Origin of the sequence: Curtobacterium sp. MCBD17_023 (assembly GCF_003224415.1) — a bacterium.
Taxonomy (GTDB): domain Bacteria; phylum Actinomycetota; class Actinomycetes; order Actinomycetales; family Microbacteriaceae; genus Curtobacterium.
Map to the genome: position 1 here is coordinate 491,109 of NZ_QKLJ01000001.1, position 12,294 is coordinate 503,402.

Annotated in this window: 12 protein-coding genes and 1 tRNA gene; 7 read left to right on the top strand and 6 right to left on the bottom strand. The window is 68.9% G+C overall.

Translation table 11 applies throughout. The annotated features are described in order from the left end of the window. The first annotated feature begins 215 nt into the window (after positions 1 to 215). Positions 216 to 2,738 (top strand): ATP-dependent Clp protease ATP-binding subunit, encoded by a 2,523-nt coding sequence (locus DEI84_RS02385; RefSeq protein ID WP_110825661.1) that lies wholly within the window; start codon positions 216 to 218, stop codon positions 2,736 to 2,738. Positions 2,739 to 2,878: 140 nt separating this feature from the next. Here the strand turns inward: DEI84_RS02385 and DEI84_RS02390 are convergent, their stop codons facing one another. Next, positions 2,879 to 3,331 carry an SRPBCC family protein gene (locus DEI84_RS02390; RefSeq protein WP_110825660.1) on the bottom strand — a complete coding sequence of 151 codons (453 nt, stop codon included), beginning with the start codon at positions 3,329 to 3,331 and terminating at the stop codon, positions 2,879 to 2,881. 125 nt (positions 3,332 to 3,456) lie between these two features. Here DEI84_RS02390 and DEI84_RS02395 point away from each other — a divergent pair, with 125 nt between their 5' ends. Then, the gene (locus DEI84_RS02395; RefSeq protein WP_181420314.1) at positions 3,457 to 3,999 is read left to right on the top strand and encodes an amino-acid N-acetyltransferase; all 543 of its coding nucleotides are present in this window, start codon (positions 3,457 to 3,459) and stop codon (positions 3,997 to 3,999) included. A 64-nt stretch (positions 4,000 to 4,063) separates the two neighbouring features. After that, a complete protein-coding gene (locus DEI84_RS02400; protein ID WP_110889514.1) occupies positions 4,064 to 4,753 on the top strand; it encodes a hypothetical protein in 690 nt (229 codons plus the stop codon). A gap of 103 nt (positions 4,754 to 4,856) precedes the next feature. On the opposite strand, the gene DEI84_RS02405 is transcribed toward DEI84_RS02400, so the two are convergent. After that, positions 4,857 to 5,063, bottom strand: a complete 207-nt coding sequence (locus DEI84_RS02405; protein ID WP_065963953.1) for a cold-shock protein — start codon at positions 5,061 to 5,063, stop codon at positions 4,857 to 4,859. A 122-nt stretch (positions 5,064 to 5,185) separates the two neighbouring features. Then, positions 5,186 to 6,292, bottom strand: coding sequence for an acyl-CoA desaturase (locus DEI84_RS02410; RefSeq protein WP_110889515.1), 1,107 nt, complete (start codon positions 6,290 to 6,292; stop codon positions 5,186 to 5,188). Positions 6,293 to 6,485: 193 nt separating this feature from the next. On the opposite strand from DEI84_RS02410, the gene DEI84_RS02415 reads away from it, so the two are divergent. From DEI84_RS02415 to DEI84_RS02425, 3 genes are read left to right on the top strand one after another with little or no spacing between them, the layout of a single operon-like run. After that, the gene (locus tag DEI84_RS02415) at positions 6,486 to 6,773 is read left to right on the top strand and encodes a hypothetical protein (protein ID WP_110825657.1); all 288 of its coding nucleotides are present in this window, start codon (positions 6,486 to 6,488) and stop codon (positions 6,771 to 6,773) included. 43 nt (positions 6,774 to 6,816) lie between these two features. Beyond that, positions 6,817 to 7,200 (top strand): SseB family protein, encoded by a 384-nt coding sequence (locus DEI84_RS02420; protein WP_110858042.1) that lies wholly within the window; start codon positions 6,817 to 6,819, stop codon positions 7,198 to 7,200. Between the two features lie 46 nt (positions 7,201 to 7,246). Further along, positions 7,247 to 8,362 carry a VanZ family protein gene (locus DEI84_RS02425; RefSeq protein ID WP_110889516.1) on the top strand — a complete coding sequence of 372 codons (1,116 nt, stop codon included), beginning with the start codon at positions 7,247 to 7,249 and terminating at the stop codon, positions 8,360 to 8,362. A 22-nt stretch (positions 8,363 to 8,384) separates the two neighbouring features. Here DEI84_RS02425 and radA read toward each other — a convergent pair whose 3' ends face one another. Continuing rightward, the gene (radA, locus tag DEI84_RS02430; protein WP_110889517.1) at positions 8,385 to 9,746 is read right to left on the bottom strand and encodes a DNA repair protein RadA; all 1,362 of its coding nucleotides are present in this window, start codon (positions 9,744 to 9,746) and stop codon (positions 8,385 to 8,387) included. A gap of 9 nt (positions 9,747 to 9,755) precedes the next feature. Beyond that, entirely contained in the window at positions 9,756 to 10,808 is a 1,053-nt protein-coding gene (locus tag DEI84_RS02435) for an SGNH/GDSL hydrolase family protein (protein WP_146236285.1), read from the bottom strand. Positions 10,809 to 10,949: 141 nt separating this feature from the next. Between DEI84_RS02435 and DEI84_RS02440 the strand changes: the two genes are divergently transcribed. Further along, a tRNA-Ser gene (locus tag DEI84_RS02440) sits at positions 10,950 to 11,039 on the top strand. 241 nt (positions 11,040 to 11,280) lie between these two features. Here the strand turns inward: DEI84_RS02440 and DEI84_RS02445 are convergent. After that, a complete protein-coding gene (locus DEI84_RS02445; RefSeq protein ID WP_146236286.1) occupies positions 11,281 to 12,192 on the bottom strand; it encodes a hypothetical protein in 912 nt (303 codons plus the stop codon). Between the last annotated feature and the right edge of the window lie 102 nt (positions 12,193 to 12,294).

The window sequence follows — 12,294 nt, forward strand, 5'->3', positions numbered from 1 at the left end:
GTACCCGGCGGCGGTCCGGAACCGTCGGGCGGGACCCGTCCGCGGCAGCCGTGGCGGGCCTCCCGGCAGGCCCGGTGCGCCGCGCGCACCGAGGTCACGCCCACGGCGAACAGGGGCAGCCCTGACGGGGAGCGCTGGTTAGTCTCGATGTACGTGACCGGACTCACACGAGTCCGGCTGTCGGCCCCCGCCCCAGCGGGGCCAAGGGAGAGCACATGTTCGAGAGATTCACCGACCGGGCCCGTCGTGTTGTCGTCCTCGCTCAAGAAGAAGCGAAGATGCTCAACCACAACTACATCGGTACGGAGCACATCCTCCTCGGCCTCATCCACGAGGGCGAGGGCGTCGCCGCCAAGGCGCTGGAGTCGCTCGGTATCTCGCTCGACGCCGTGCGCGAGCAGGTGCAGGACATCATCGGGCAGGGCCAGCAGCAGCCGACCGGGCACATCCCGTTCACGCCGCGCGCCAAGAAGGTCCTCGAGCTGTCCCTGCGCGAGGCGCTGCAGCTCGGCCACAACTACATCGGGACCGAGCACATCCTGCTCGGCCTCATCCGCGAGGGCGAGGGTGTCGCCGCCCAGGTCCTCGTCAAGCTCGGCGCCGACCTGAACCGGGTCCGCCAGCAGGTCATCCAGCTCCTGTCCGGCTACCAGGGCAAGGAAGCGGTCGCCGTCGGCGGCGAGCAGCAGCAGAACGGCCAGCAGCAGGGTTCGCAGGTCCTCGACCAGTTCGGTCGGAACCTCACCCAGGCCGCGCGCGACGGCAAGCTCGACCCGGTCATCGGGCGCGAGAAGGAGATGGAGCGGGTCATGCAGATCCTCTCCCGCCGCTCCAAGAACAACCCCGTCCTGATCGGCGAGCCGGGTGTCGGCAAGACCGCCGTCGTCGAGGGCCTCGCCCAGGCGATCGTCAAGGGCGACGTGCCCGAGACGCTGAAGGACAAGCAGCTGTACTCGCTCGACCTCGGGTCGCTCATCGCCGGGTCCCGCTACCGCGGTGACTTCGAGGAGCGCCTGAAGAAGGTCACGAAGGAGATCCGCACCCGCGGCGACATCATCGTCTTCATCGACGAGATCCACACCCTCGTGGGTGCCGGTGCCGCCGAGGGCGCGATCGACGCCGCGTCGATCCTCAAGCCGCTCCTCGCCCGCGGTGAGCTCCAGACCATCGGTGCCACCACGCTCGACGAGTACCGCAAGCACTTCGAGAAGGACGCCGCACTCGAGCGCCGCTTCCAGTCGGTGCAGGTCAACGAGCCGTCGCTGCCGCACACGATCAACATCCTCAAGGGCCTCCGCGACAAGTACGAGGCGTTCCACAAGGTGTCCATCACCGATGGGGCGATCGTCTCCGCGGCGAACCTGGCGGACCGCTACGTGCAGGACCGCTTCCTGCCGGACAAGGCCATCGACCTGATCGACGAGGCCGGCGCCCGCCTGCGCCTGTCGATCCTGTCGGCACCGCCGGAGCTCCGCGAGTTCGACGAGAAGATCTCGACGGTCCGCGGCCAGAAGGAAGCCGCCATCGAGGAGCAGGACTTCGAGAAGGCCGCGAGCCTGCGCGACGAGGAGAAGAAGCTCCTCGGCGAGCGTCTCCGCCTCGAGAAGCAGTGGCGTGCGGGTGACGTCGCCGCATCCGGCACCGTCGACGAGGGCATCATCGCCGAGGTCCTGGCGCAGGCCACGGGCATCCCGGTGTTCAAGCTCACGGAAGAGGAGACCTCGCGTCTCGTCTTCATGGAGAAGGCACTGCACCAGCGCGTCATCGGTCAGGAGGAGGCCATCTCGGCACTCTCCAAGACCATCCGCCGCACCCGAGCCGGCCTGAAGGACCCGAACCGCCCCTCGGGCTCGTTCATCTTCGCCGGCCCCACGGGCGTCGGGAAGACCGAGCTCGCCAAGGCGCTCGCGGAGTTCCTGTTCGACGACGAGGGCGCGCTCATCTCCCTCGACATGTCGGAGTTCGGCGAGAAGCACACCGTCTCGCGCCTGTTCGGTGCCCCTCCCGGGTTCGTCGGGTTCGAGGAGGGCGGCCAGCTCACCGAGAAGGTGCGCCGCAAGCCGTTCTCCGTGGTCCTGTTCGACGAGATCGAGAAGGCCCACCCGGACATCTTCAACTCGCTGCTGCAGGTCCTCGAAGAGGGTCGTCTGACCGACGGTCAGGGCCGCGTGGTCGACTTCAAGAACACCGTCATCATCATGACCACGAACCTCGGTTCGCAGGGCATCGCCGGTGGTCCGGTGGGCTTCCAGGTCGAGGGTGACTCGGCCGTCGGCTACGACCGCATGCGCTCGAAGGTGAACGAGGAGCTCAAGAAGCACTTCAAGCCCGAGTTCCTGAACCGCGTCGACGACACGATCGTGTTCCCGCAGCTCTCGCAGTCCGAGCTGCTGCAGATCGTGGACCTGTTCGTGAAGCGCCTGTCGGACCGTCTGCTCGACCGCGACATGACCGTCGAGCTCACGCTCCCGGCCAAGGAGCAGCTCATCAAGGTCGGGTTCGACCCCGCCCTCGGTGCACGACCGCTGCGCCGCGCGATGCAGCACGAGGTCGAGGACCAGCTGTCCGAGCACATCCTGCAGGGTGAGCTCACCGCTGGTGACCACGTGAAGGTCGACTTCGCGGACGGTGCGTTCCAGTTCGAGACCGGGCGTCAGCCGGGTCGCGAAGAGGTCCTCGCCGGCGCCCCCTCGCTCGAGAAGGCGCCCGAGGCGCCGACCGGCGAGGTCGAGGGCTAGTCAGCCCAGGCACGCCACAGACGGGAGGCCCGGTACCAGCTGGTACCGGGCCTCCCGTCCGTGTGGGAGCAGAGCCCGGACACGACAGGAGGCGCGGTACCGAGCGGTACCGCGCCTCCTGTCAGCGCTGCGGGTGCGTCCTACGCCTGGACGTCACCGCGCCAGCCGTCGGCCGTGGGGGCCGCCTCGACGCGCTCCTTGTAGTTCTGCAGGTCCTTCTTGACGGCGTGGCCGCCGACGCCGACCGCGGAGCCGAGCTTCTCGAGGATGCCCGAGGGCTCCCAGTCGATCTGCACGGTGACGCGGGTCTCGGCGTCCGAGAGCTTGTGGAAGGTGACGACACCGGCGTGCTCGGTCTCGCCGTCCTTGACGGTCCAGGCGACACGCTCGTCCGGGTGCTGCTCGGTGATGAGGGCGCGGAACGAACGCTCCTGGCCGGCGACCTTGACGGTCCAGTCGGTGGTGGTGTCGTCGACCTGGACGATCTTCTCGACCTCGTCCAGGAACGTGGGGAACTCCTCGAAGCGGGTCCACTGGTCGTAGGCCGCACGCACGGGGACGTTGACGTCGACGGTCTCGATGATCTGGGGCATTGGTGCTCCTCCTGCTCGTCGTACTGGTGTACCCGGGACGGTAGGCCGGTGCGCCTGTGGGCCGTCCCGGTGTGTGTCCCCCGATGACGCGCCCCGATCGTCGCCCGCGCCGTAGGCTGTGGCGGATGACTGAGCACGGACGGCATGCGTTCTCCGAACGGGACGAGCACGGGATCCTGGTGCGCCCCGCGTTGGCGTCCGACGTCCCGCACATCCAGCGGCTCATCGCGCCGTACGTCGACCGGCGGATCCTGCTCGGCAAGGAGAACGTCGTCCTGTACGGCTCGATCCAGCAGTTCCGGATCGCCGAGGGGCCGGACGGCGTGCCGATCGGCTGCGGAGCCCTCGCGGTGTTCTGGGACGACATCGCCGAGGTCCGCACGCTCGCACTCGACCAGGACTGGATCCGCAAGCGGGTCGGCCACCGCATGCTCGAAGCGCTCGAACACGACGCCCGGGAGCTCGGCATCGCGCGGATCTTCTGTCTGACCTTCGAGGTCGACTTCTTCGCGAAGCACGGGTACCTCGAGATCGGCGAGACCGTCGTCCCGCCCGAGGTGTACGCCGAACTCGTCCGCTCGTCGGACGAAGGGGTCGCGGAGTTCCTCGACCTGGCCCGGGTCAAGCCGAACACCCTCGGCAACACCCGCATGCTGAAGATCCTCTGACGGCTCCGCCCCTGCCTCGGCGGGGGTCCCCGACACGTGCCGTGCAGGTGTCTACCCTGTGCGCATGTCGTCGATCCGCCACCCCGTCGGTCCCGAGCGCCCCGGGGTCTACTGGCGCCGCCGCGCCCTCGTGCTCGGGGTGGTCCTGCTCGTCGTGGTCGTCGTCGTCCTCATCGTCGTCGGACGGGGGAACGGCGCTCCCGGTGCGGGGCCGACCGCATCCCCGTCCGCGTCGTCCGCCGCCCCTGGCGCGGGCGTGACGCCGGCCGCTGGAGCGCCGTCCGCCCCGTCGTCGTCGTCGGCTGCGGCGTCGTCCGCTCCGGCGTCGTCCGCTCCGGCGCGGAAGGACGGAGCGGCGTGCGCCGAGGACCAGATCACGCTGACGCCCGTCGTCGACGAGCGCGTCTACGCGGCCACCGACGACCCGCAGATCGCCATGACCATCGAGAACACCGGGTCGAACTCCTGCCACATGGACCTCGGGTCGGCGCAGCAGGTGCTCACCATCACGTCCGGCACCGAGCAGTACTGGACGTCGAAGGACTGCCAGACCGGCGGGACGAACCAGGACGTCACGCTCAAGGCGGGTCAGGAGCTGACGACGCCGGCGATCACCTGGGACCGCACCCGGTCGTCGGCCACGACGTGCGACGCCGCACGGGCGGCCGTGCCGGCGGGCGGGGCCAGCTACCACCTGCAGGTCGCGGTGGGGGAGATCGAGTCGGCGGAGTCGGTGCAGTTCGTGCTGGAGTGACGCGGCCGGTCGTCGCACGCTGGTGGGCGCCGGGCGTCGGTGGGACGACGAAGCGCCGGGCCGGAGGATTGCTCCTCCGACCCGGCGCTCACGATGACCGAGGTCAGCCGATGACGGTGATGTTCTCCGCCTGCGGGCCCTTGCGGCCTTCGGTGATCTCGAATTCGACCTTCTGGTTCTCCTCGAGCGACTTGTAGCCGTTGCCACCGATCGCGGAGAAGTGGGCGAAGACGTCAGCGCTGCCGTCGTCCGGCGCAATGAAGCCGAAGCCCTTTTCGTTGTTGAACCACTTGACAGTTCCAGTTGCCATTTCGGCGTTCCTTACTTTCTTACGTGCGCGGCGAGAGAATTCCACCACCGCGGGTTTCGACGACGTTGCCATCGAGTTGTGTGCGGCACCCGGCATCGAGCGGGGCGACGGAGATCAGAGGTTCAGTGCAATCGGTAGGCACTGACCATCGGGCAGGTGAACGGGTCGCGCGCTGCGAGACCGACCCGGTTGAGGTACCGGACGACGATCCCGTAGGAGCGGAAGATCGTGGTCTCCGTGTACGGGACCCCGTGCTGTTCGCAGTGCTCACGCACGAGGGCCTTCGCACGACGCAGGTTGGGCCGCGCCATGCTCGGGAACAGGTGGTGCTCCGCCTGGTGGTTGAGGCCACCGAGCAGGTGGTCCACCCACACGCCACCAGTGATGTTACGGGAAGTCCGGACCTGGCGCGAGAAGAAATCGATCTTGGCACCTTCGGCGATGACCGGCATGCCCTTGTGGTTGGGTGCGAACGACCCGCCCATCATCACGCCGAAGACCGCCATCTGGACGCCGAGGAAGGCGAACCCGATGCCGAGCGGCATCACGGCGAACACGAACCAGGCCAGCAGGGCGAAGCGCGCGAGGAGCAGGACGGCCTCGAACCGGCGCTCCTGCGGGGTGCCCTTCGCGGCCTTGCCGGTGACGACCGCGCGGATCGAGAGCCAGTGCAGGTTGGCGCCCTCGAGGGTCAGGAGCGGGAAGAACGCCCAGCCCTGGACCATCGCGAGCCGGCGGAGGAGTCCGCGACGCTCGACGGCGTCCTCCTCGATGAACACGACGCCGTCCGGCGCGATGTCCGGGTCCTTGCCGATGGTGTTCGGGTTGCCGTGGTGGCGGTTGTGCTTGTTCATCCACCACGAGTAGGACAGGCCGACGACGAAGACGCCGAGCCAGCGGCCCGCGTGGTCGTTCCACTTGCGCGAGGCGAAGATCTGGCGGTGCGCGGCCTCGTGCGAGAGGAACGCGAACTGCGTGAAGAGGACACCGAGCACCGCGGCCGGGATGAGCTGGAACCAGGAGGCCCCGAGCATGGCGGACACGACGAAGGTCGCGGCGGTGAGGACGGTCAGGACACTGAAGACGGCCCAGTAGAAGCCGACACGGCGTTCCAGCAGGCCTTCAGTGCGGACCCGCTCGAGCAGGTCCTTGTACGTCGACGTCGGTGTCGGCGCTCCCGGGGTCCGGGCGGTGGTCGGTCGGTAGAGGGTGGGCGATGGTGCCGGCATGGAAGCTGCTTCCCCATCAGGAACAGCCCTTCGGCCGTACAACGAGAGTTCCCGCGATTGCGATTGGTCCGAAGGTAGTGGCGTTGGCTGAGTTCTCACTCCAAGGGTCGGCCTGAGTGCGCCTACAGGATCATCGCAGGCTGGCCCTCGGACTCCCCGCGTAGCGTCACGGCCATCGACGAAGGGCTGGGCCATGAAGTACCTCATCTACGGGGTCGCCTCGGTCATGACGAGCGACGAGGCGGCGTACGCCGTGCTCGACTACGCGACGGCGCTCGCCCAGTCCGGGCTCGCGGACCGGGTGGACGTGCCGTCGGTCGACGACTACGGCATGGCAGCCACGTCGAGCTTCGTGCTCGCGCCGGCGATCGGCGTCCTGGTGCAGTCCGCGCCGGACGACGAGCTCGCCCCCGAGACCGATGCCTTCACAGCCGACCTCCGGTGCCGCACGCATGCCGTCCAGGCGGGACGCGCCTCCTGAGCGGATGCCCCGCGTGCAGCGTCCGGCTGCTTGACTAGGGGCGATGGCACAGAAGGAACAGCGCTTCCGGAGCGAACAGCTCGAGGAGGCCCTCGCGAAGCAGGACGTCGCCGCGGTGGCGTACGCCCTGCGCAACGACATCGTGATCGTCCCGCGGCTCGTCACCGGGAAGAAGGACATGCAGGTCCGTGTGTTCGGCCGGGAAGGGTCGGACAAGCGCATCCTGCTGCTGTTCTCGTCGGCGGACGCCTACACCGCGATGGTGCCGGGGGAGAAGCTCCGGCAGGTCATGGTCTACGACGCCGAGCGGCTCGAGGAGTTCCTGGCCGCGCACCTCGACTCCCTCGAAGGCGTGTTCTTCGACATCGCCGGTCCGCACACCATGCAGGCCGAACCCGCCGACCTGCTCGCGGCACTGCGCGCGTAACGACCGGTCCCGTACCGGACCGGGTCCCTCCGGATAGCGTCGGTCCATGGGATCGATCGTGCCCGGCATCATCGCCTTCGCCCTCGGCGCCGTGCTCGCCGTCGCCGGGCTGGTCCCGTGGGCCGCGCGCGAGTACCGGCGACACGGGAAGCTCGGCGTCCGACGCGGCCTGCTCGCGTTCGGGACGCTCGTCTACGCGCTCGCGCTCGTGACCTACACGCTCCTCCCGCTGCCCGACGACGTCGCCGCCGTCTGCCGTACCGCTGCCCGGCCGCAGCTGCAGCCGTTCGCCTTCGTGGGCGACATCGTCCGCGAGGGTGGCATCACCGGACCGCGGTCGGTGCTCGGCAACCCCGCCGTGGCGCAGGTGCTCCTCAACGTGCTGCTGTTCGTCCCGCTCGGTGCGCTCGTCCGGCACGCGGTGCTCCGCCGCCGACTCGTCGCGGGCCTCCTCGTCGGCGGTGCCGCGGGCTTCGTACTGTCGCTGCTCATCGAGTTCACGCAGCTCACCGGCGACTGGTTCCTGTACCCGTGCGCCTACCGTTTGTTCGACGTCGACGACCTCATCGCGAACACCGCGGGCGCCCTGCTCGGCACGCTCTTCGCACCCGTCGTCGGCTTGCTCGCCGGATCGGCGCGGACGACGGAGGAGGCCCGGGTGCCGCGACCGGTCACGGCCGGCCGGCGGTTCTTCGGCATCCTCGCCGACGTCCTGGCCATCTGGTTCACGACGGGCCTGCTCACGTCGGTCACCTCGGTCGGCCTCGCGCTGCTCGGGGTGCCGGACGGCGGGCCGCTCGCCGTCGGTCTCGGCATCGTCGCCGCGTTCGCCGCGCCCGTCGTGCAGCTCGTCATCGTCCTGGTGTCGGGGCGGACCTTCGGTGAGCACGTCGTGCGGCTCCGGCCGGTGCCCGTCCCGGGAGGCGCGGCTCGGCTGGTGCGGTGGGCGCTCGGTTCCGGCGGGTGGTCGGCGCTCACCGCCAGCGGGCTGCCGTTCTCCGGGTTGGTCGCGTTCGCGCTCGCGGTGGCAGCGGTCATCGGCGTGTGGGCGACGCGGGACCGGCGTGGGTTCGCCTCCGCCGTCGCGGGCACCGGGATCGAGGACGACGTGGATACCGAGGTGCCCGCCGCCGAAGTGGTCGCCGGCGACCAGCGACCGTGACGGCGTCGGTCCTCTCGGGCGGTCAGAAGGCGGCGTCGAGCTCGCGTTCCCGCGGGGACTTCGTCATCGAGAACGCGACCCGCAGGGCTTCCCGGAGGTGTTCCGCGTCGGCTCCGAGGACCGTCGTGAAGCCGAGTCGTCCCGCCTCCGCCACGCGCTGTTTCGCGCCGGTCGCCGTCCGGATCTCGCCGGCGAGGCTGATCTCGCCGACGGCAGCGAGCGTGTGCGGGTACGGGCGGTCACGGGCCGCACTCGCGAGCGCCAACACGATGGCGAGGTCGGCGCCGGGTTCGGTGAGCTTCATGCCGCCGACGGTCGAGACGTAGACGTCGGCGTCCGAGAGCTTGATGCCGGCTCGTCGTTCCAGCACCGCGAGGAGCATGGCCACACGGGATGCGTCCACCCCGTTCACGACGCGACGCGGCTGCGGTGCCGAACTGGGGACGACGAGGGCCTGGATCTCGACCGGGAGCGCCCGCCGTCCCTCCATCGCCACCGCGATGCACGTGCCGGACACCGGGGCGCCGTTGCGGGACATGAAGAGGCCGCTCGGGTCGGGTACCTCGTGGATGCCGTCACCCGCCATGTCGAAGCAGCCGACCTCGTCCGTCGGTCCGAAGCGGTTCTTCAGAGCCCGGACGAACCGGAGTGCGGTCTGGCGGTCGCCCTCGAACTGGCAGACCACGTCGACGAGGTGTTCGAGCAGACGGGGTCCGGCGATCGTGCCGTCCTTCGTGACGTGTCCGACGATGAGGACCGGGAGCGCGGCCTGCTTCGCCACCCGGATGAGCGTGGAGGCCACCTCGCGCACCTGGGACGTCCCACCGGCGATGCCGTCGACTGACGCGGACGAGATCGTCTGCACCGAGTCGGCGATGAGCAGGTCCGGCTGCACCTGTTCGATCTGGCCGAGGATGACGCCGAGGTCGACCTCGCTCGCGAGGAACAGTTCGTCGTGCATGGCGCCGGTGCGTTCCGCGCGGAGGCGCACCTGGTCGACGGACTCCTCCGCACTGACGTAGAGGACGCGTTTGCCCATCGAGGCCGCGCGGGACGCAACCTCGAGCAGGAGCGTGGACTTGCCGACTCCGGGCTCGCCGCTCAACAGGACCGCGGCCCCGGGGACGATCCCGCCGCCGAGCACGCGGTCGAACTCGCCGATGCCGGTCTGCCAGCGCTGCACGGCACCGCCGCGGGCCTCCGTGATCGGCCGGGCGATGCGGTTGCCGGTGACGGCGATCGACGCCGTCCCGCGGCTGCTGGCGGTCGCCGCCGACGCGTCCTCCACCGTCCCCCACGACTGGCACTCGCCACAGCGACCGACCCACTTGATGCTGGTCCACCCGCACTCCGTGCAGCGGAACGAGGACTGGGGACGGGCCATGGGACGAGGTTAGGCGGCTCCGCCGACATCGGCCCGGTCGGCTCCGCCGACATCGGTCCGGTCGGCTCGGCCGACATCGGTCGGTTCGTCGGCTCGGTCGTCGGAGCCCTCGTCATCGCGGTCGCCGCTGGCGTGCGGACCCGGCAGCGGGACCGAGCCGGTGACACGCTGACGCAGGCGGTCGAGTGGATTCGGTCGGTTCGCCGTGTCGAGCACCGCGGCGTCGTCGGTGTCCTGCTCTGCACGGGCGTGCGCGACGTCGCCGGCCTGGCTCCCGAGCTCCTCGGCTTCCCGCGCGGAGAGGTACCGACGGATGGCGGCCACTGTGTCCACCCGTGCGTCGACCGCCGGTTCGAAGGCGCTCGCCCAGATCTCGTACCCGCGGTCGTTCGGGTGGAACAGGTCGCCGTACGTGTTGAAGAAGGTGCGCCGGATCCCGACCCGCTTCGTGATCGCGTGCAGCGGTGCCACGGTCAGACCGAGCTCACCCGCGACCCGGTGGATGATCTCGTTCGCGACCGCGACCTTGCGCTCCCGGTCCGGCACGAACATGCACGGGAGTTCCCCGACGATCGCGTGCGACGGCACGGCCCCGTAGATGGCCCGGATGTTGCGCTCGAACTTGTCCGGGTTGAAGTCCGCGATGTCGTTGGCGCCGATGGACACCGTGCAGACGTCCGGGGTGAAGTGGTGCAGTTTCGGGAGCTGGTGCTGCTTGGCCCCCCAGGTCGTCGCACCGGACACGCTGAGGTTCACGACCCGCACCGTCAAGCGGGAACGGTGCCGGATGCGACGAGCGAGCAGGCCGACGTACCCGCGACCCGGAGCCGTCGCGCCGACCCCCTGTGCCGCGGAGTCACCGATCGCCACGTAGGTGAGCTGGCCGTCGTGGTGCAGGCGTTCGCGCCACCAGTCGGCGTGCACGGGGAGCATGTCGACGATCCGCTGGGACGCTGCCCGTTGCCCGCGGATGCCCGCCCGTGCGCCGATGCCGGCGGCTCCGCTGACGACGGCCGCGCCGACGACGGAGGACAGCAGGGCGACGAGGGTGCGCGTTCTCATGGCGGAGACGGTACGCGCGGCGCCTCGGTCTGCGGTCACCGTCGTGGCGGTCTGAGGAGGAGGAGGCGGACCCAGCCGCGTGTGGAGGGGAGGAGCGCGGGGTGTCGTCACGGGCCTCCCGGATCGTGTAAAGTCTCTCCCGGTACCGTGTCCGAGCGGCCTAAGGAGCATGTCTCGAAAACATGTGTGGGGGCGACTCCACCGTGGGTTCAAATCCCACCGGTACCGCCACAGGGCGATTCACGGAACTCAGTGAAGAGATTCACGGAACTCGTGAAGCCCGCCGAAGGCCCCCAGGGACTCCCTGGGGGCCTTCGGCATGGGTGGGATCAACATCACGTTGACTTGATGCGACGAGCGTGGCGGCTGAACGGGCAGACGCCCCTCTGCGTGCGTGCAGCTCGCGGGTGTTGTTGTTTCGTTGCGTTCACCTTTGTGTCCGATATGTGGACGAGCGGGGGCCCGCGTGGGCTCAGAAGGGAACCTCGTCGTCGTAGGGTGACGGCGGCCCCCACGCGCTCTCTGTTGTCTTTCGAGCGTTGGACTCTTCGTGGGCGCGAGCACGCGCCTCTTCTTCGAGAGCCCATTGCCGCCGCTCCGCGGCGCGTTTCTCGTGTAATCGTTCGATGTCGCGTGGGTCCTCGTCTGACAGCCGAACGATTAGCGCCGCTGCGACATGAATAGCGAGCCAGGCGTCAGCTTTTGTAACGTCATCGTCGCGGAACTGATGCGCATTGCCTCTCGCGGAGCGCTCGCCGTTTTCCCAGTCGATGAAGGGCTTGAGCAACTTTCGGTCGAGCTGGCTTATGACGCCTTCGTTAGCGGCGTTGTTGAGCTGTTCGGAGATGCTGCCGCCCTCGATACCGAGAGCGCGGAAGAACTCTTGCACCGCGGTTGCAGCATCAGTGATGGCCACTGCCGGTTTGTTCTCCGACAGTCGAGTAAGGGCTGCTTCGAACCCGGCGGACGTCCGTGCGAACTTCGGGTTCAAGTCGAGGAGCGAGGAAGCCGGCTTCACCACGGATGCGTGTAAGACGTAGTTGCCCCGCTGCTGGAAGTTCCTCCCGTCCCAAATCCAGTCGACCCGCGCGCCGAGGAGGATGTCGTTCACAGTCGTCGTGAACGTCCCGACCTCATATTCCGCGGCAACCCATTCGGAGTTCCAGCCCTCTTCCACTTCGACGGGCTCGTTATCGTCCTCGGCTAACGCAGTGAAGGCGTAGAAGGCGGCTGCGACGAGATCCAGCCGCTGGTCATCGTCGCCTGCCCCGGAGAGGATATCCGCGGCGCTGGTCTCCCAGCTTCCGTCTGCAGCACCGATTCGTCGGTGCCGGTCTGCACGTGCGAGTACGCGGTCAGGGGCGTTGGTGGTTTCTTGCAACACAGCGAGGATCTTGCGGCCCACACTGGGCGGGCAGACATCAAGCCATATCGTGCCCGTCGTACCTTCCCGCTCCGTCAGCTCATGCCGCCGTCGAATCTCAGA

Bases quoted from the DNA above. Each gene is read 5' to 3' on its own strand.
- DEI84_RS02385 (WP_110825661.1), top strand. From the start codon at position 216: ATGTTCGAGAGATTCACCGACCGGGCCCGTCGTGTTGTCGTCCTCGCT.
- DEI84_RS02390 (WP_110825660.1), bottom strand. From the start codon at position 3,331: ATGCCCCAGATCATCGAGACCGTCGACGTCAACGTCCCCGTGCGTGCG.
- DEI84_RS02395 (WP_181420314.1), top strand. From the start codon at position 3,457: ATGACTGAGCACGGACGGCATGCGTTCTCCGAACGGGACGAGCACGGG.
- DEI84_RS02400 (WP_110889514.1), top strand. From the start codon at position 4,064: ATGTCGTCGATCCGCCACCCCGTCGGTCCCGAGCGCCCCGGGGTCTAC.
- DEI84_RS02405 (WP_065963953.1), bottom strand. From the start codon at position 5,063: ATGGCAACTGGAACTGTCAAGTGGTTCAACAACGAAAAGGGCTTCGGC.
- DEI84_RS02410 (WP_110889515.1), bottom strand. From the start codon at position 6,292: ATGCCGGCACCATCGCCCACCCTCTACCGACCGACCACCGCCCGGACC.
- DEI84_RS02415 (WP_110825657.1), top strand. From the start codon at position 6,486: ATGAAGTACCTCATCTACGGGGTCGCCTCGGTCATGACGAGCGACGAG.
- DEI84_RS02420 (WP_110858042.1), top strand. From the start codon at position 6,817: ATGGCACAGAAGGAACAGCGCTTCCGGAGCGAACAGCTCGAGGAGGCC.
- DEI84_RS02425 (WP_110889516.1), top strand. From the start codon at position 7,247: ATGGGATCGATCGTGCCCGGCATCATCGCCTTCGCCCTCGGCGCCGTG.
- radA (WP_110889517.1), bottom strand. From the start codon at position 9,746: ATGGCCCGTCCCCAGTCCTCGTTCCGCTGCACGGAGTGCGGGTGGACC.
- DEI84_RS02435 (WP_146236285.1), bottom strand. From the start codon at position 10,808: ATGAGAACGCGCACCCTCGTCGCCCTGCTGTCCTCCGTCGTCGGCGCG.